This is a genomic window from Siccirubricoccus soli (assembly GCF_024178315.1).
Taxonomy (GTDB): domain Bacteria; phylum Pseudomonadota; class Alphaproteobacteria; order Acetobacterales; family Acetobacteraceae; genus Siccirubricoccus; species Siccirubricoccus soli.
Map to the genome: position 1 here is coordinate 23,097 of NZ_JAMZIK010000063.1, position 17,183 is coordinate 40,279.

19 protein-coding genes are annotated in these 17,183 nt (G+C 72.0%); 9 read left to right on the forward strand and 10 right to left on the reverse strand.

The genetic code is table 11. From position 1 onward, the window contains the following. Window positions 1–39 precede the first annotated feature (39 nt). Together NJ376_RS10530 and NJ376_RS10535 are read left to right on the forward strand one after the other, a co-directional pair. Entirely contained in the window at window positions 40–789 is a 750-nt protein-coding gene (locus NJ376_RS10530) for a VIT1/CCC1 transporter family protein (RefSeq protein WP_252953204.1), read from the forward strand. Window positions 790–791: 2 nt separating this feature from the next. Then, a complete protein-coding gene (locus NJ376_RS10535; RefSeq protein WP_252953205.1) occupies window positions 792–1,334 on the forward strand; it encodes a hypothetical protein in 543 nt (180 codons plus the stop codon). 113 nt (window positions 1,335–1,447) lie between these two features. On the opposite strand, the gene NJ376_RS10540 is transcribed toward NJ376_RS10535, so the two are convergent. Then, complete coding sequence (locus NJ376_RS10540) at window positions 1,448–2,284, reverse strand: class I SAM-dependent methyltransferase (protein ID WP_252953206.1); 837 nt, start codon at window positions 2,282–2,284, stop codon at window positions 1,448–1,450. Window positions 2,285–2,421: 137 nt separating this feature from the next. Between NJ376_RS10540 and NJ376_RS10545 the strand changes: the two genes are divergently transcribed. Continuing rightward, window positions 2,422–3,393: an AraC family transcriptional regulator gene (locus NJ376_RS10545; protein WP_252953207.1), complete on the forward strand. Its 972-nt coding sequence runs from the start codon at window positions 2,422–2,424 to the stop codon at window positions 3,391–3,393. A 114-nt stretch (window positions 3,394–3,507) separates the two neighbouring features. On the opposite strand, the gene NJ376_RS10550 is transcribed toward NJ376_RS10545, so the two are convergent. Further along, a complete protein-coding gene (locus tag NJ376_RS10550; protein ID WP_252953208.1) occupies window positions 3,508–4,752 on the reverse strand; it encodes a Zn-dependent hydrolase in 1,245 nt (414 codons plus the stop codon). Window positions 4,753–4,872: 120 nt separating this feature from the next. Here NJ376_RS10550 and NJ376_RS10555 point away from each other — a divergent pair, with 120 nt between their 5' ends. Beyond that, window positions 4,873–5,520, forward strand: coding sequence for a nitroreductase family protein (locus NJ376_RS10555; protein WP_252953210.1), 648 nt, complete (start codon window positions 4,873–4,875; stop codon window positions 5,518–5,520). A gap of 74 nt (window positions 5,521–5,594) precedes the next feature. Here the strand turns inward: NJ376_RS10555 and NJ376_RS10560 are convergent, their stop codons facing one another. Beyond that, on the reverse strand, window positions 5,595–6,128 hold the full coding sequence (locus NJ376_RS10560) for a hypothetical protein (RefSeq protein ID WP_252953211.1): 534 nt from the start codon (window positions 6,126–6,128) through the stop codon (window positions 5,595–5,597). After that, the gene (locus tag NJ376_RS10565) at window positions 6,125–6,502 is read right to left on the reverse strand and encodes a VOC family protein (protein WP_252953213.1); all 378 of its coding nucleotides are present in this window, start codon (window positions 6,500–6,502) and stop codon (window positions 6,125–6,127) included. The genes NJ376_RS10560 and NJ376_RS10565 overlap by 4 nt, the downstream gene beginning before the upstream one ends. An 86-nt stretch (window positions 6,503–6,588) precedes the next feature. Between NJ376_RS10565 and NJ376_RS10570 the strand changes: the two genes are divergently transcribed. Next, window positions 6,589–7,197: a CGNR zinc finger domain-containing protein gene (locus NJ376_RS10570; RefSeq protein ID WP_252953214.1), complete on the forward strand. Its 609-nt coding sequence runs from the start codon at window positions 6,589–6,591 to the stop codon at window positions 7,195–7,197. Window positions 7,198–7,364: 167 nt separating this feature from the next. On the opposite strand, the gene NJ376_RS10575 is transcribed toward NJ376_RS10570, so the two are convergent. Both NJ376_RS10575 and NJ376_RS10580 read right to left on the reverse strand, forming a co-directional pair. After that, entirely contained in the window at window positions 7,365–8,327 is a 963-nt protein-coding gene (locus NJ376_RS10575) for a Bug family tripartite tricarboxylate transporter substrate binding protein (RefSeq protein ID WP_252953215.1), read from the reverse strand. 92 nt (window positions 8,328–8,419) lie between these two features. Then, a complete protein-coding gene (locus tag NJ376_RS10580) occupies window positions 8,420–8,845 on the reverse strand; it encodes a VOC family protein (RefSeq protein WP_252953216.1) in 426 nt (141 codons plus the stop codon). A gap of 172 nt (window positions 8,846–9,017) precedes the next feature. Here NJ376_RS10580 and NJ376_RS10585 point away from each other — a divergent pair, with 172 nt between their 5' ends. Continuing rightward, on the forward strand, window positions 9,018–9,236 hold the full coding sequence (locus NJ376_RS10585) for a hypothetical protein (protein WP_252953217.1): 219 nt from the start codon (window positions 9,018–9,020) through the stop codon (window positions 9,234–9,236). A gap of 148 nt (window positions 9,237–9,384) precedes the next feature. Here the strand turns inward: NJ376_RS10585 and NJ376_RS10590 are convergent, their stop codons facing one another. Beyond that, window positions 9,385–10,506, reverse strand: a complete 1,122-nt coding sequence (locus NJ376_RS10590; protein ID WP_252953218.1) for an aminotransferase class V-fold PLP-dependent enzyme — start codon at window positions 10,504–10,506, stop codon at window positions 9,385–9,387. 54 nt (window positions 10,507–10,560) lie between these two features. On the opposite strand from NJ376_RS10590, the gene NJ376_RS10595 reads away from it, so the two are divergent. Both NJ376_RS10595 and NJ376_RS10600 read left to right on the forward strand, forming a co-directional pair. Then, the gene (locus NJ376_RS10595) at window positions 10,561–11,394 is read left to right on the forward strand and encodes an NAD(P)-dependent oxidoreductase (protein ID WP_252953220.1); all 834 of its coding nucleotides are present in this window, start codon (window positions 10,561–10,563) and stop codon (window positions 11,392–11,394) included. 180 nt (window positions 11,395–11,574) lie between these two features. Then, a complete protein-coding gene (locus NJ376_RS10600) occupies window positions 11,575–11,928 on the forward strand; it encodes a hypothetical protein (RefSeq protein WP_252953221.1) in 354 nt (117 codons plus the stop codon). Between the two features lie 121 nt (window positions 11,929–12,049). Here the strand turns inward: NJ376_RS10600 and NJ376_RS10605 are convergent, their stop codons facing one another. The 3 genes from NJ376_RS10605 to cofH all read right to left on the reverse strand — a co-directional run bounded on the left by NJ376_RS10605 (window position 12,050) and on the right by cofH (window position 16,627). Continuing rightward, complete coding sequence (locus NJ376_RS10605) at window positions 12,050–13,015, reverse strand: Bug family tripartite tricarboxylate transporter substrate binding protein (RefSeq protein ID WP_252953222.1); 966 nt, start codon at window positions 13,013–13,015, stop codon at window positions 12,050–12,052. After that, window positions 13,012–14,058 carry a TauD/TfdA family dioxygenase gene (locus NJ376_RS10610; RefSeq protein ID WP_252953223.1) on the reverse strand — a complete coding sequence of 349 codons (1,047 nt, stop codon included), beginning with the start codon at window positions 14,056–14,058 and terminating at the stop codon, window positions 13,012–13,014. Before NJ376_RS10610 ends, NJ376_RS10605 begins: the two co-directional genes overlap by 4 nt. A gap of 193 nt (window positions 14,059–14,251) precedes the next feature. Next, window positions 14,252–16,627 carry a 5-amino-6-(D-ribitylamino)uracil--L-tyrosine 4-hydroxyphenyl transferase CofH gene (gene cofH, locus NJ376_RS10615; RefSeq protein WP_252953224.1) on the reverse strand — a complete coding sequence of 792 codons (2,376 nt, stop codon included), beginning with the start codon at window positions 16,625–16,627 and terminating at the stop codon, window positions 14,252–14,254. Window positions 16,628–16,744: 117 nt separating this feature from the next. Between cofH and NJ376_RS10620 the strand changes: the two genes are divergently transcribed. Next, window positions 16,745–17,183, forward strand: a 439-nt coding sequence (locus NJ376_RS10620) for an LLM class flavin-dependent oxidoreductase (protein ID WP_252953225.1), incomplete at its 3' end; no start/stop codon positions are given.

Sequence of the window (17,183 nt, forward strand, 5' to 3'; positions counted from 1 at the left end):
TGCTGGCAGCGGGCCGACCGAATGGCGTAGAGAGCGCAGATGCCACCCGCCGCCACCCAGCCGCCCTATCGGGAAGACCTGCCGCCGCAGCCCCCCGGCCCGCCCGAGGGCGAGCAGCATTTCACCGCCTCGGAGACGATCCGGGATCTTGTCATCGGGATGGCGGATGGGCTGACCGTGCCCTTCGCCCTGGCCGCCGGCCTGTCCGGCGCCGTCGCCGCCAACCCGCTGATCGTCACGGCGGGGCTGGCGGAGATCGCCGCCGGCTGCGTCGCCATGGGCCTCGGCGGCTACCTGGCGGCGCGCACCGATGCGCAGCACTACCAGGCGGAGCAGCGACGGGAGGAGGCGGAGACGAAGGAATGGCCGGAGCGGGAGAAGTGGGAGGTGGCCGCCATCCTGCACCGCTACGGGCTGCGCGGCGAGGTGCTGCACCGCGCGACCGAGGCGATCGCCAGTGACCGCCGCCGCTGGGTGGATTTCATGATGCGCTTCGAGCTGGAACTGGCCGAGCCGACGCCGGGCCGCGCCGCGATGAGCGCGGCGACGATCGGCGGCGCCTATGTGGTGGGCGGGCTGATCCCGCTCGCGCCCTACATCCTGCTGGCGGAGGTGCGGCCCGCGCTGCTGCTCTCCTGCCTGCTGACCGGCATTGCGCTGTTCGGCTTCGGCTGGCTGAAGGCGCGGGCGACCGGGCTGCCAACGTTGCGCGGGGCGGTGCAGACGCTCGGCATCGGCGGGCTGGCGGCGGGGGTGGCGTATCTGGTCGCGACGTTGGTCGGAGGGTAGCGGTGGCGGACGAGGAGCATGTCGCAGTTATGCAGCTTGCTGAGAAATTCGCGCGTCAGGCCGCAAGGCCCAATAGCCTGTTCGTCATCGGAGCGAAGCACGAGCGCGAACGCGATGCCTGCTGGATCCTGCTCCAGGCCTTGGGCCGGGAACAGACTAACATCACGTCGCGCGACAATCCCGATTGCGAGTTCCGGCTGGATGGCCAGCGCGTCGGTGTGGAAGTCACCGAGCTTACCGACGAGCGACACATTCGCCGAGTGATGCGAGGCCGGCCATCAGACGTCACGCTGTGGAGCGATACCGAGGCGATGCGTCATCTGCAGGCCTGTATCAACAAGAAGGCTGCCAAGAGCTGGGCCGAGGATGAGACCAAGTGGCACCGTCGATGGCTTGCCATTGTGTGTGACGAGCCGCACCTGGGCACGAGCCGGTGGTCTGGAATGTTTGAGGCGGCTCGCCTCAACAGGCACTGGTTCGACCGCGTCTTCGTCATCACTTACGATCCAGGACGATCCCGCTACGCTGTCTGCGAAGTGCCGTAGACCAACATATCGTCAGGACGAAGTCGGCCGGGTCCGGGTTGCGGCATGTCCGACCAGGTGACGGGCCAGGCATATGCCTGGCCCTGCCAAGTCCTGTGATTCTACACTCAATATCAGGCGCGGGTGACCACCACCTCCAGATAGCAGGAGGGCGCCGCCAGCGTTCCGTCCTTCGCCCGGTTGAAGCGTTCCAGCAGCGCCAGGATGTCGGCTTCCAGCGCCGCCTGCCCCGCCGCGTCCAGCGCCGCGAAGGCCTTCAGCACCGGCCCGTACCAATCGCGGAACATCTGCAGCCAGTGGGCGGCGGAGCGGTAGCGGAAGACGAAGCTGCGCGGCGTCGCCACGATCCGCGCCGCGCCGCTGCCGAACAACCCACGCAGCCCTTGTTCCATCCCCCAGATCGCCGGCGAGGGCACCCCCGGCGGCGGCGGCAGATGCTTGCCGATGATGCGGAAGAGCTGGCCGATCAGCCCCTCCGGCGTCCAATTCGCCAGGCCGATCTTCCCGCCGGGGCGGCAGACCCGCAGCATCTCCGCCGCGGCGCGCTGCTGGTTCGGCGCGAACATGACACCGTAGGTCGAGAGCACGACATCGAAGCTCGCCTCCGGGAAGGGCAGCGCCTCCGCATCCGCTTCCTGGAACCTCACCTTCAGGCCCTCCGCCTCGGCCCGCTTCCGGCCGTTCTCGAGCAGGGCGGGGATGTAGTCAGTGCTGGTCACCTCGGCGAAGCGGCGGGCGGCGGCCAGCGTTGCATTGCCATTGCCGGCGGCCACATCCAGCACGCGCGCCCCCGCCGGCAGGTCCACCGCCTCGCATAGCGACTCACCGACGATCTGCAATGTGGTACCGATCACGGAAAAGTCGCCGGAGGACCAGGCAGCATGTTGCCGGGCCTTGAGCGCCGCCAGATCGGGCGCGGCCGGGGAGGTGGCATGAAGAACAGCGGACATATGTGTTTCTCCCGGTGGAAACGCCTCTTCGGGCGCGGCGGGACCATGGCGCAGCGCGCCCGGCGCCTGCTTGATCGCGCCGCCGCGAGGCTTGCTCCTGCCGCCGCTTCCCGAAACCTTGATGTCGAGGTCGGCCGATGAGCGACACTCTTTCCGAGGTGCTGCACGCGGTGCGGCTGACCGGCGCCGTCTTCTACCTGGTGGAGGCCAGCGCGCCCTGGATCGCGGTGGCGCCGCCGCCGCAGGACATCGCCGCCACCGGCCTGCTCGGCGCCGAGCATGTGATGGAATTCCACCTGCTGATCGACGGCCCCTGCTGGACCGGCGCCCTGGGCGAAAAGCTGGAGCGGCTGGAGCCGGGCGAGGTGGTGATCTTCCCGCGCGGCGACCCGCACCACGTCGCCAGTGACCCGCAGCAGCAGGCGCCGCCGCCGGTGCCGGAGACGGAGATCCCGCCGCGCCTGCCCTTCTACCTGCGGCTGGGGCCGGAGGGGGCGCCGAGCTCCCGCCTGGTCTGCGGCTTCCTCGGCTGCGATGCGCGGCCCTTCAACCCGCTGCTGGAGGCGCTGCCGTGCATGCTGCGTGTGCCCGCGGCGGGGACGGTGCTGGCGGAGTTCATTCGCCTCGGCGTGGAGGAGACCGCCGCCGCCCGCCCGGGCGGCGAGGCGCTGCGGGCCCGGCTGGCGGAGACAATGTTCATCGAGGCGGTACGCGCCTATCTCGGCCGGCTGCCGGAGAGTGCGCATGGCTTCCTGGCCGGGCTGCGCGACCCCCATCTCGGCCGCGCGCTGGGGGCACTGCATCGCCGGCCCGCGCATCCCTGGACGCTGGAGGCGCTGGCGCGGGAGGCCGGCCTCTCCCGCACCCCCTTGCAGGAGCGCTTCACCGCCATGGTGGGCATGGCGCCCATGCAGTACCTGGCGCGCTGGCGCATGCAGGTCGCCGCCTCCCGCCTGCTGCGTGGGGAGGACAAGGTGGCGGCGATCGCGGTGGAGGTGGGCTACGAGTCCGAGGCCGCTTTCAACCGCGCCTTCAAGCGGCTGGTCGGCGTACCGCCGGCCGCCTGGCGGCGGGCGCGGGAGCAGCGGCGGCTGGCTGGGCCGAGGTAGGCCGGCAGGGGAGCTGCCTCCGTTGGCGGCAGCGCCGCCACCCCCCGCCGGGGCCAGAACCTGGCCCCAGCCCCCGGTTCGAGTTTCGGAACCGCTGCTTCGAACAGGCCGCCGTTACAGCGTGCGGTTCGCCCGCGCCAGCACCGCCTCGAACAGCACCTGGCAGCCAGCCTCCGCCTCGCCGGGCTCGATGCTCTCCGCCTCGTTGTGCGAGAGCCCGTCCTTGCAGGGCGTGAAGATCATCGCCGTCGGCACGCTGCGCGCCACATAGACCGCATCGTGCCCGGCGCCCGAGATGATCTCCCGCGCCGGCAGGCCGAGCTTTGCCGCCGCCTGCCGCACCAGATCGACGCAGCTCGGGTCGAAGGGCTGGGCGGGGATGCGGAACAGCTCCTCCAGCTTCAGCGTCGTGCCGCAATCGCGGGCGATAAAGCCGGCCTCGCGCGGGAATTGCGCGGCCAGCTTCTCGATCTCGGCGAAATCCGGGTGGCGGAATTCAACGCTGAACCGCACCTCGCCCGGCACCACGTTGCGGCTGTTCGGCAGCACGTGCAGCTGCCCCACCGTGCCGCGGCCATCCTCGCCGCGGGCGCGCATCATCCGGTCCACCAGATCGATGATCCGCGCGGCGCAGACCAGCGCATCGCGGCGCATGGAAGGCGGGGTGGTGCCGGCATGGGCATCCTGCCCCATCACCACCGCATCGTACCAGACCTGCGCCTGCGCGCCGGTGACGATGCCGATCTGCTTGCCCTCCTGCTCCAGGATCGGGCCCTGCTCGATATGCAGCTCGAAATAGGCATCCGCCGGGAAGGGCTTCGCCGGATGCTCGCCCTTGTAGCCGATGCCGGTCAGCGCCTGCTCGACCGAAACGCCCTCCACATCCTGCAGCGCATAGACCTTCTCCAGCGGGTAGATGCCGGCCCAGGCGCCGCTGCCCATCAGGGAATGGCCGAAGCGGCTGCCTTCCTCATCGGTCCAGTTCACCAGCTCGATCGGCGCCTCGGTCTGGATGTTCAGGTCATGCAGCGTCCGCATCACCTCGAGGCCGGCGATCACGCCGAGCGCGCCGTCGAACTTCCCGCCCGAGGGCTGGCTGTCGAGATGCGAGCCCATCAGCACCGGCAGGCGCTTCGGGTCGCGGCCCTCCCGCCTGGCGAACATGTTGCCGATGGCATCGACGCGGACCGTCAGCCCCAGCGCCTCGCACCAGCCGCGGAAGCGGTCGCGGCCCGCCCTGTCCACCTCGGTCAGGGTCAGCCGCCTGACCCCGCCCTTCGGCGTCGCGCCGATCTCCGCCATGCTCATCAGGCTGTCCCACAGCCGCTTGCCGTCGATCCGCTGGTTGGTGCCGCTCATGCCCGCCAGACCCCGTGCTCGTCAGGCCGTGCCCTGTAGCCCGGATCGAAGCCTGCCGGAACCGTCTGGCCGCCGCCGCCGGGGCATGAGAGGCTGCCGGGACGCAAGGGAGGCGCCGCCATGTCCGAGACCCAGGACATCTTCCACATCCTCCACACCACCCGCGCCATGCGGCGGCTGAAGCCGGACCCGGTGCCGGATTCGCTGATCGTGAAGATCCTGGAAGCCGGCACGGCCGCAGCCAATGGCGGCAACACCCAGCGCTGGCGCTTCCTGGTGGTGAAGGACAGGGCGAAGAAGGAGGCCGTGCAGCGCTGGTACAAGAAGGCCTTCGACGAGGTGGTTGGCCCGCGCTACGCCAGCAGCGCCCCGCCCCCGGGCGTGACGAAGGAGCGCTACGCCCGCCAGCACGCCGCCGTGGAATACCTGACGGAGCACTTCGCCGATGCGCCCGTCTGGATCGTCGCCTGCCTGGAGGAAGCGGGGAAGCCGAGCCGGATGTCCGGCGCCTCCATCTATCCGGCGGTGCAGAACATGCTGCTCGCCGCCCGCGCCCTCGGCCTCGGTAGCACGCTGACGACGCGCCACCTGCTGTTCGAGGCGGAATCGGAAGCCGCGCTCGGCTTGCCGCCGGGAGTGCATAGCTATGCGATCCTGCCGATCGGCTGGCCGATGGGGAATTTCGGTCCGGTCGGGCGGGGCAAGCTCTCGGAGTTCGTGTTCCTCGACGAATGGGGCAAGCCCTGGGACGCGCTCTCCGGCTCCTGAACGGGCGCCGGCCGCGCCCGGTGCCTCCCGCCTCAGACCAAGCAAATAGCTGGAGCAGCTTATCTCCCGACGGATCACGCCGTGATCCGTCGGGTGGGAGGCTGCTCTAGGCGTCGCGCCTCGAAATCCGTGTGGCAGTGCCAGGCGCCATCCGGCAGCGCCACCTCGCCCCGCCAGCGGAAGCTCTCCGGCGTGATGTCGGAGAAGCGCCAGCGCCGCGCCGCACCGGCCGGATCCGTGCCGTGCTGGTGGATCTCCTCCCCCTCGCGCCGCCCAGTCATCGCCAGCTCGAAGGGGATGGTCGGGTCCAGGTAGAGGATGCGCCAGGGTCCGCCCTGTGGCGACGGGATGCGCAAGGTGGTGCCGTAATAGTCCGGCCCGCCCTGCCCGCGCAGGCCGCGCGGCGGCACGATCCAGACATCCTGCAGCGCCCTGCCCTCCAGCACCCAGCCGAAATGCCACTCGCCGGGATGCTCGCTCCGCGCCCCGTCCGGGGTGACGAAGCTGACGCGCAGCGCCCAGGAGCCGGCGAGCCAACCATAGAGCGATACGTCCCGGTCCGGCGCCGGCCCCTCCGCGCCGAGGGCGGCGAGGAAGGCGGCGGTCACGGCGCCGCCTCGCAATGCGCTTCCAGCCGGTAGCCATCCGGGTCGATGACGAAGGCGGCGTAGTAGCCGGGGCCGTAATCGGGGCGCAGCCCGGGCGCGCCGTTATCCGCCCCGCCGGCCGCCAGGGCTGCGGCGTGGAAGGCCTCGATGCCCGCCCGGCCGGGCGCGGCGAAGCAGATATGCAGGCCGGACTCCGGGTCCGCCGGCACCGGCCGCGCCGCCTGGCTGATCCAGAGCACCACGGCATCCGCGCCATAGCCGAGATGGGTGTCGCCCGCGCTGAGCCGGCGATAGCCGAGCGGCGCCAGGGCCGCGTCGTAGAAGCGCCGCGCCCGGGCGATGTCCGCCACGCCGATGGAGATGTGGTCGATCATGCCGTCCTCCCTACTTTCTAACCGGGTTAGAGGTTATATGGCAGCGCGCCTTGCCGTCAACCACCATGGCGGTTAGGTTCGCCCGCATGCCCTCCGCCCATGCGCCCGGCCCGGCCGAGGCGCTCTGCCTGGACTTTGCCAATACCCGCTATTGGCGCGGCAGCCCGGACCCGACCGAAACCCTGCACCGGCCGGAGGATCTGCTCGCCTGGTGCGAGGGCGCGGGGCTGGCGGAGGCCCCCTCCCTCATCGCCCTGCGCGCCGCCTGGGCGGCACGGCCGGCGGCCGGCGAGGCGGCCCTGGCCGACGCCCTCGCCCTGCGGGAAGCCGCCTATGCCGTCTTCGCCGCCGAGGCCGCCGGCCGGGCCCCGCCGGCCCCGGCGCTTGCCCGGTTGGGCGGCGCCATCGCAGCGGCGCCGCCGCGCCGGCGCCTCAGCCCGGCGCCTGGCGGCGGCTATCGCTGGGAAGTGCCGGCGGAGCAGCCCCTCGCCCCGGTGCTGTGGTCAGCGGGGGATCTGCTGGCGGGGCCGCGGCGGGGCCGGCTGCGGCAATGCGCCAATCCGCGCTGCGGCTGGCTGTTCCTGGATGACAGCAAGCCGGGCACGCGCCGCTGGTGCTCCATGGCAAGCTGCGGCAACCGCGCCAAGGCGCAGCGCCATTACCACCGCAGCCGGGAGGCCGCCGCGAAGGACTGACAGCCCGGCCACCGCGGCCCAGGCGGGCGGAAAGGCCCCGGCCCGGAGGCCGAGCGGCGGCGAGGCCGGGGTGGTTCACGCCCGCCGTGCCAGCCGGGACCGCCCCAGCCTTCACCCCTGCCGCATCCTCCGGATCGCCAGGCGATATCCGCCCGGCCGGCAAACCCTCATCCCGCCCTGGCGCCGGAACGGGCGATGAGGCCGGCGATGCGCGGCAGCTCCTCCTGCAGGAAGCCAGCAAGCTCTGCCGTGCCCATCTGCGGCCAGAGCACCGTGCCGGTGCCCTCGAAGAACTCCCGCACCTTCGGATCGTGCAGCGTTTCCCGCAGCGCCGCCGCCAGCCGGGCGACGGTCTCGGGCGGCGTGCGCGGGGCAGTGAAGAGCGCGGCCCAGGGCACCAGCTCGGCCCCCGGCAGCCCGGCCTCGGCCACCGTCGGCACATCGCGCGCCAGGGAGACGCGGCCATGGTCGGTCACCGCCAGGGCGCGCAGCCGCCCCTCCCGCACATGCGGCAGGGAGACGAGCGGGTAGTCCCAGATGACGTCCACCCGCCCGGCAATGACGTCGTTCAGCGCCTGGGTGCCGTTGGCGTAGGGGATATGCGTCAGCTTCACCCCGGTCGCCTGCTGCAACGCCTCGCCCGCCAGGTGCGGCGAGGTGCCGACGCCGGAGGAGGCATAGGTCAGGGTCTCCGGCGCCGCCTTCGCCCTGGCGACCAGCCCGGCCAGGTCCTGCCAGGGCTTCCCCGGCGCGCTGACGATGAGGTGCGGCGAGGCGCCGAGCCCATGCACCGGCGCCAGATCCCGCAACGGGTCGTAGCGGAGGCTGGGGTAGAGGGCGGGCGCCGCGGCGATCGGCCCCTGGCTGCCATAGAGCAGGGTCAGCCCGTCCGGTGCCGCCCGCGCCACCGCCTCCGCCCCGATGGTGCCGCCAGCGCCCGGCCGGTTCTCCACCCCGATCTGCTGGCTGAGGCTCTGCGCCATGCGCTGGGCGGTGACGCGGGCGCTGGTATCGGTGATGCCGCCGGCGGCGAAGGGCACGATCCAGGTGATGGTCCGGGCCTGGGCGATGGCCAGGGCGGGCAGCGCCAGGGGCACGGTCAGCACGGCGCGTCGCGCGAGCTTCGGCATGCGGGCTTCCTCCGGTTTTGCCCCAGGCTAGGGCAAATGCCGGCCCGGCTGGAACGGCGGAGTCCCGCCGTTCCTGCAGCGAACGGACGCCGCTACCAGACCGGCCAGAGCCCCGGCGTCGCCAATTCCAGCAGATGCCCGTCCGGATCGCGGAAATAGAGGCTGATGCTGCCGCGTGGCCAGTCGGTGCGGCCCTCGATCGGGATGCCCGCCGCCTCCAGCCGCGCCTGCCAGGCGGGCAGGTCCGCCGCGGCGATGGAAAGGGCGCAATGCAGCGGGCCATGCCCGTCATGCGGCGGGATGGTGCCGCCGGGCAGGTGCACCGTCTCCGTCGTGCTGCCGCGCAGGAAGACCAGCAGGGCGCTGCGCCCCCCCACCGGATAGGCCGTCAGCCGCTCATCCGTGAACATCGGGGAGAGGCCGAGCGCCCCCTCGTAGAAGGCCCGGGCGCGCGCCATATCATCGACATAGAGGGCGGTTTCCAGCACGCCTGCCAGCGGCGGGGGCTTTGCATCCATGGACCGGTATCTCCCTTCCCCTGCGCCCGGAGCACGATGCCGCACGGATGGCGCGGCATCGCGGTCCAGTCTGTTGCCCGGTCGCCTGCTTCGCCTGTCTGGCGACACCGAGCGCACGGCATCATGCTCCATAGCGCGCGTCACGCGCCGCGGTGCCCTTCTCGCCCTGCTGTTGTCGCCGGCCGCCCTGGCGCGGGCGGAAACGCCGCCTTCGCCGGAGGCTAGGCAGCAGCGGCTGGACCGCTGGTGGGAACGGCAGCGGGAGAAGGAGGCCGCCGACCGCTTCTGGAACGGCCCGCGCGAGGCAAGGCGCAACCTGACCCGGGACCAGATCGAGCGCTGGGAGGAACAGCGGGACCGCCGGCTGCGGCGGCCGCGCTACCCCTTCTGAGCGTCCTCGGCGCAGGGAGGCGGCGCCGCTTTCCCTTGGCCTTTCCCTAGAGCAGATCGCGTTCAGCTGGACTCATCTGAACGCGTGAAGATGCTCGCAAACACCGGCCCAGAGCATGCTGCGTGAGCGCAAGCGAACGCAGCATGCTCTAGGCCCGCCACTCCGCCCGCAGCGCCTCGAGGATCCGCCCGACCTCCGGTATCGCATTGTAGCCGTGGAAGCTGAACCGCACCCGGCCGCGGCCATTCCAGGCCCAGATGCCGCGCTCATGCAGCGCCCTGGTCAGCCGCGCCGCATCGGGCGTGGCAATGCAGACGCTGGCGCCGTGCCGCGCCGGATCCGCCGGGGTCGTGCTCGGGATGCCGAACTCCGCCAGCCCCGCCAGCAGTGCCGTGGTCAGCGCCTGGACATGCGCCGCCACCGCCCCGGGCGGGAACCCCGCCAGGTAGTCCAGCGCGCTCTCCAGCACATAGACTGCGGCATGGGCCGGGTTGCCGCGGCAGAAGCGCATCGCATCCGGCACCAGGGGCAGCCCCGCCGCGTAATCCGGCCGCGCCATGGAGGCGAGGGAGTGCCACCCCGCCGTGCTCGGCGCCCAGCCCGGCTGGCGCGCCCGGTTCCAATAGGCCACCGCCGTCCCGGTCATGCCGAGCTGCCATTTGTAGCTGGCGGCGAAGGCGAAATCCGCGATGCGCGGGTCGATCGGCAGGTAGCCCGCGGCCTGGGTGTGGTCCACCAGCAGCCATGCCCCGGCGCGATCCGCCGCCGCCCGCAGCGGCACCAGATCGTAGCGCTCCCCGGTCAGGTAGGAGACATGGGAGACGGCGATGAGCCGCGTCTGCCCATCCACCGCCGCGGCCAGGGCGGCGGGATCGCGCATCCGCACCGGCCGTACCTCCACCCGCGGGTGGCGCTGCAGCGCCAGCGGCCCGACCAGGGAGGGATACTCGTCGGGATCGACCACGGCGTTGTCGCCCTCCCGCCAGTCGAGGCTCTCCACCACCAGGGAGGCACCTTCCGCCACATGGGCGCAGAAGCCGAGATCCGCGGCCTCCACCCCCCAGGCGGCGGCCAGCTTCTCCCGCGCACGGCGCACCACCGCATCCTGCGCGTCGCGCCCCGGCGGGCCGGCCGACTTGTCGGCCGCGTAGCGCAGCAGGGCGGCGTCATGGCGGTGCAGGAAGGCGGTCTCGCCCCCGGCGCAGACATGCACGATGCCGGCAGGGATGCGGAACTCGGCGGGGTCGAAGAGCGGCGTCGCGGCCGTCATGGCTCTGTCTCCGGGGAGGGCGCTACAATCGGGGGACACATGGAGGAGGCCAGCATGCCAACCATCGCCATCCTCGCCCAGGGCGCCATGGGCGCCGGCATCGCCCGCAGGCTGGTGGAGCGTGGCGCCACGGTGCTGACCAGCCTCGCCGGCCGCAGCGCGGCCAGTGCCCGCCGCGCGGCGGAAGCCGGAATGCGGGACGCCACGCCGGCGGAACTCGCCGCCGCCGATATCTTCCTCAGCATCGTGCCGCCGGCCGAGGCGCCGGCCACCGCTTCCCTGCTCGCCCCCGCCCTGGCCGCCGCGCCGCGCCGCGCGGTGTATGCGGATTGCAACGCCATCAGCCCGGAGACAGCGCGGGAGGTGGCGGCGTCCGTCGCGCCCAGCGGTGCGGTCTTCGTCGATGCCGGCATCATCGGCGGCCCGCCGCGGCCGGATGGCTACACCCCCGTGCTCTATGTCTCGGGCGAGGCGGCGGGGCGGCTGCTGGCGCTGAACGCATACGGCCTCGATGTGCGCGTCACCCCGGGCGGCATCGGCGCCGCTTCCGCGCTGAAGATGTCCTATGCCGGCATCACCAAGGGGCTGGTCGCCCTCTCCTCCGCCATGATGCTGGCGGCGGCGCGCGGCGGCGCGGCGGAAGGGCTGCGGGCGGAGCTGGAGCGCAGCCAGCCGCAGCTCCTCGCCTGGTTCCAGCGCATGGTGCCGCCGATGTACGACAAGGCCTATCGCTGGGTGGGGGAGATGGAGGAGATCGCCGAATTCACCGGCCCGCAGGCGGCCGGGATCTATGAGGCGATTGCCGAATTCTACCGCGGCATGGCGGCGGACCGGGCCGGCCCGCAGCAGCAGGTGGCGGCGCTGGAGGCCTTCCTGGGTCGGAAGTAGGGCAGCTGGGCGCGGCCGCGTCCGGCCGGGCCGCCATCCGGATTCTTCTGCAAAATCAGCGGATTAGCCGCCACGCTCACGCCAACGTTACTCCCGGACGCCAATCCGCCGGCTTCCGGCCATAATCCGGGCACGATCGGCGCCTTTTCTCATCGCAAGACCCACAGGAGGGTCCTCATGATGAAACGCTTCCTTCTGGCTGCCGCCGCGGCGGCTTCCATCGTTACCCTGGCCCCCTCTGCCGAGGCCCAGGGCTGGCACCGTGGCCGCGGCTGGGGCCCGCCCGCCTATCACCACCATCATCGCGGTGGGAATGGTGGTGCGGTGGTGGCTGGCGTGCTGGGTGGGCTGGCGCTCGGCGCCGTGGCCGGCAGCCTGATCGCGCCGCCGCCCGCCTATGCGGCGCCGCCGGTCTATGCCGCACCGCCGCCGCCGCCCGTGGTCTATGCCCCGCCGCCGCCGGTCGTCTATGCGCCGCCGCCGGCCTATTACTACGCGCCGCCGCCGCCCGTGGCCTATCGCCCCGTCTGGTAGGCAATGCCCGGTGCCGGGCGGCTGAGCGGGCTGGTTGGTGCTCGCGCACCAACCGGCGCCGGCTCGTCGCTTGGTCAGGTGATTTACAGCTTCGGCCGGCCCGATCTCAGCCGATCGCGCTCTATCGCGCCCGCGCCAGCACGTCGCGCCAACGGGCCATCTCCGCCTCGATATGCGAGCGAAATTCCAACGGCCCGCTGCCAATCGGCGGCGCGCCCATGGCGGCGATCTTCCGCATCACCTCCGGCTCCGCCAGCGCCGCCGTCACGGCGGCGTGCACCGCGCGGATCTCCTCCTCAGGCACCCCCGCCGGCAGCAGCAGCCCGTACCAGCCGCCGGCCGAGTAGCCGGGAAAGCCCTGCTCGGCGAAGCTCGGCACCTCCGGCATCAGCGGGGCGCGCGTCGCGCTCGTCACCGCCAGCGCCCGCAGCGTCCCCGCCTCCACATGCGGCGCCACCAGTACCAGGTTCTCGATGGTGAAGGGGAACTCCCCGGCGATCACCGCCAGCACCGCCGGCGCGCTGCCAGGGTAGTGCACCGGCGCCGCGGCGAAGCCGGCGGCCTGGCGGAACGCCTCCTGCGCCAGGAGCTGGGGAGAGCCGACGCCAGGGGTGGGGTAGAGCACCTCCTTCCCCTGCGCCTTCAGCGCCGTCACCAGCCCGCCCAGGTCGCGGAAGGGCGAGTCCGCCTTCACCACCAGCACCAGCGGCGTCGCATTCAACAGCGAGACCGGCGTGAGGTCCTGCAGCGGGTCATAGCCGAGATTGGGTTCGGTGATCGGCGAGATGGCGAGCGGCCCGGTGCTGCCGATCAGCATCAGGTGCTGGTCGCCGCGCGCCCGCGCCACCACCGCCGCGCCGACATTGCCGCCGGCGCCTGCCCGGTTTTCCACAATGATGGGCAGGCCCAGGCGCCGCGCCATCGGCTCCGCCAGCAGCCGCCCGAGCTGGTCCAGGATGCCGCCCGGGGCGAAAGGCACCACCATGCGCATCGGCCGCTGCGGCGCCCAGCCCGGCCCGCCGCCCTGGGCATGGGCGGCCGCCGGCAGCGCCAGCCCGGCGCCGAGCAGCCGGCGGCGGCGGATCACGCCGGCTCCAGCGTGAAGCGCAGCACCGTGTCCTGCACGACGATGCCGCCGCGATTGCCCGGCGTGATGTCGCCATAGCGCTGCGCATAGGCGGGCGGCAGGGCGCGGCCCCCTTTCGGCGAGAGCCAGAGGCGCAGCAAATGCCGCCGCCGTTCCGGCTCCGGCCAATCCTCGAAATCCGTGCGGCTGTGCAGGATCTGGTGGTTGTGGATGAACTGCATGTCGCCGGGACGGAATTCCATCTCCAGCGACATCTCAGCGGCCAGCGCGTCCAGCCGCGCCAGCGCCGCGATCTCCACCTCCGTCAGCCGCCGCGCCTCGGGGAAATTCGCCTGGGCGGAGCGGATATACTGGCCGGAATAGATCGTGCTGAGCTCGCCCTGGTACCAGTTGAAGACCGGGATCTCGAACCAGGGCAGCATCCCCGGCGGGATCTCGCCGCGCCGGTCGGTCGGCATCGGGTTGAACAGCGCCCGCCAGAGCTCCGGGCTTTCCTCCAACAGCCGGTCATGCAGCGCGACGGAGGAGACGATGCGGGAGCCGCCGCCGGATTTCGCCGTCTTCAGGCAGAGCAGGCCGACGATGTCGCAGCTGTCCGTGTGGAACTCCAGCTCCTTGTTGGTCTGGTAGTAGCGGACCTTGGGGTTGCGGATGTCGAGGCCGAGATCCTTCACATGCCCCAGCAGATGCCCCTTGGCGTTCTGCGACCGGAAGCCGCCGAGATGCGCGCCGATGCCGAGATAGCCGATCGCCGCCTCCTCGATGGTGCGCCGGGAGACATCGAAGCCGCGCAGCAGGACGAAGCCCCGCCCGTGCAGCAGCTCGCCCAGGACGCCGTCCAGCCGGGCGGCGAGGCGGGGCAGGCGGAAGCTCTCCGCGGTGATCTCCCCCATCTGCCGCCCGGCGGCGCGATGGGCGGCGATGGCGGCGTCGATCTCGGCCAGCTCGTCGGGGGAGAAGGTGACGATCCAGTCCTGGCGGGCGGCCATATCGGCCCCGGTCCAGGCCGCGGCACCGCCGATCTTGCCGGGCGGCAGCTCCATGGTTTCCTCCTGACGTCTTTGCGGCCAGTGTTCCGCGCGGGGCGGGCGCTGTCCAGCGCCGGATAGGCGGCCCTGGACCCAGGCTGGCCAGGAGGCCCAGGCAGCAGGCGGCGGCGGCAACCGGCGCGATCCCCCGCCAGGCGACGGACGCCAGCCGGCCGCATGGGCGGCCGGGCTTGGCGGCGGCCTTCCCTCAGGCCGGCTGGCCGACGGGCCGTTTGCGCGGCGCGGTCTGCACCACCGGCGCCAGCTCCGCGGCACCGAAGGAGGCGGCGCGGCGCTCCGCCGGCACCTCGCCATACAGGGTGCTGCGCTGCTGCGGCACGCGGCCGAGGGAGCGGATCAGCTCCTCCATCGCCTCGGGCGGGAATTCCTGGCCGTGCTGCGTGCCGGCGGCGCGGCTGATGCTTTCGTTCATCAGCGTGCCGCCGAGGTCGTTGGCGCCCGCCTTCAGCGCCAGCGCCGCGCCCTGCGGCCCCATCTTCACCCAGCTCGTCTGGATGTTCGGAATCAGCGGGTGCAGCACCAGGCGCGCCACGCTGTGCATCAGCAGCGCCTCCCGGAAGGTCGGGCCGCGGCGCGCCTGGCCGCGGAGGTACATCGGCGCTTCCATGTGCACGAAGGGCAGCGGCACGAATTCGGTGATGCCGCCCTGCCCCTTCGCTTGGTTCTCCGCCTGCAGGTCGCGCAGCACCAGCAGGTGCCGCGCCCAGTTCAGCGGCCCTTCCACATGGCCGTACATGATGGTGGAGGTGGTCCGCAGCCCCAGCGCATGCGCGGCCCGCGCCACCGCCACCCATTCCGCGGTGTTCACCTTGTCCGGGCAGATGATGGCGCGGATCTCGTCATCCAGGATCTCCGCCGCCGTGCCCGGCAGGGTGCCGAGACCCGCCGCCTTCAGCCGCGCCAGGAAATCCCCGAGCGAGAGCCCGAGCGTCGCCGCGCCCTGCGTCACCTCCAGCGGCGAGAAGGCGTGGATGTGCATCCCCGGCACCGCGGCGCGAATCGCCTCGCAGATGCGGATATAGGTCTCGCCGGTATAGTCCGGATGGATGCCGCCCTGCAGGCACACCTCCGTCGCGCCGCGCGCCCAGGCTTCCTCGGCGCGGCGGGTGATCTCGCCGAGGTCGAGGTCATAGGCCGGGCCGCGCAGCGCCTCATGCGTCTTGCCCTTGCTGAAGGCGCAGAATTTGCAGCGATAGCCGCAGATATTTGTGTAGTTGATGTTGCGGTTCACCACGTAGCGGACGGTGTCGCCGCTGACCGCCTGGCGCAGCGCATCCGCCGCCCGGGCCAGATGCGCCGCATCCGCATCCCGTGCGGCAAAGAGCCGGGCGATCTCCGGCGCTTCCAGCCGCGTCCCGCCCGCGGCGCGCTCCACCAGCCGGGCCAGTCCGGCATCGACGGTGGCAAGGCGCGGCGCGCGCTGCGGCGGCGGCACCGTCTCGCCGGGCGACCAGTGGTCGTCCCGTGCGAAGCCTTCCGCATCGCTCGCCTGGCGCAGCTTCGCCGCCACCGCCGGCGCGTGCCAGGCATCGGGCGCGCGGACATAGGCGGGGTAGCTCGGCAGGCGCTGCACCAGCACCTTGCCCGCCTCGGCCGTGCGCCGCGCCAGCTCCTCCAGATGCGGCCAGGGGGCTTCCGGGTTCACATGGTCGATCGTCACCGGGGAGACGCCGCCCCAATCGTTCAGCCCCGCCGCCACCAGCTTCTGATAGACGCCGGGGGAGAGGTTGGGCGGCGCCTGGATGTTCATCTCCGCGCCCAGCACCAGCCGCGCGGCGGCGATGGTCCAGAGCAGGTCGTCGAGATCCGGCTCCTCCGCTCCGGCCCGCTTGGTGCCCGGCTTGGCGCGGAAATTCTGGATGATGACTTCCTGGACATGCCCGTACTTGGCATGCAGCTCGGCGATCGCCTGCAGCGCCTCCAGCCGCTCCGCCCGCGTCTCGCCGATGCCGATGAGGATGCCGGTGGTGAAGGGCACGCGCAGCTCGCCGGCCAGGCGGATCACCTCCAGCCGCGCCGACGGGTGCTTGTCCGGACTGCCATGATGCACCTGGCCCGGCTCGCAGAGCCGGGCGCTGGCGCTCTCCAGCATGATCCCCTGGCTGGCCGAGACCTCGCGCAGCGCCGCGATCTCGTCGCGCGTCATCACGCCGGGATTGGCATGCGGCAGCAGCCCGGTTTCCTTCAGCACCAGGGCGGACATCGCCACCAGGTAGTCGATGGTGCTGCCGTACCCCATCGCATCCAGCGCCTGCCGCGCCTGCTCCCAGCGCAGTTCCGGCTTGTCGCCCAGGGTGAACAGCGCCTCGGTGCAGCCGGCGGCGGCGCCGGCGCGGGCGATGGCCAGCACCTCCTCCGCCGGCAGATAGGCCGGGCGGCCGGGCCGCGGCTTCTCCGCGAAGGTGCAGTAATGGCACACGTCGCGGCAGAGCTTGGTCAGCGGAATGAACACCTTGCGCGAGTAGCTGATGACCCGGCCATGGCCGGCATCGCGCAGCGCCGCCGCCTCCGCCATCAGCGAATCCAGCCCTGTTCCGAACAGCCGGTTCTGCACTGGCTCCATCCCCCGTCACCCTTGCCCGCAACCCCGGGAGGCCGCATCGTGTGGCAGAGACCGCCCGGATGCAATCTGGGCGCCCCCGGGGGGAAATCCAGGGGACAACCAGGAGGGACAGCCAGGATGCAATTCGGCTTCAGCGCGCCGAGCGGCGGCCCCATGGGCCGCGCCGCCCCCCTTACCCGGATCTGCCAGGAGGCCGAGGCGATGGGATTCGCCTACGCCACGGTCAGCGACCATGTGGTCATCCCCCGGGACATCCAGGCGAAATACCCCTACACGGACAGCGGCGAATTCCCCGCCACCTCGCGCGGCGAGCGGCATGACCAGCTCACCGAGATCGCCTTCCTGGCGGCCAAGACGAAGACGCTGCGCTTCGTCACCTCCGTCATGGTGGTGCCGCACCGGCCGGCGGTGCTGACGGCGAAGATGCTGGCGACCATCGACGTGCTCTCCGAGGGGCGGCTCACCATCGGCATCGGCGCGGGCTGGCTGGAGGAGGAGTTCGTCGCGCTGCAGACCGCGCCCTTCGCCGCGCGGGGCAAGGTGACGGACGAGTACA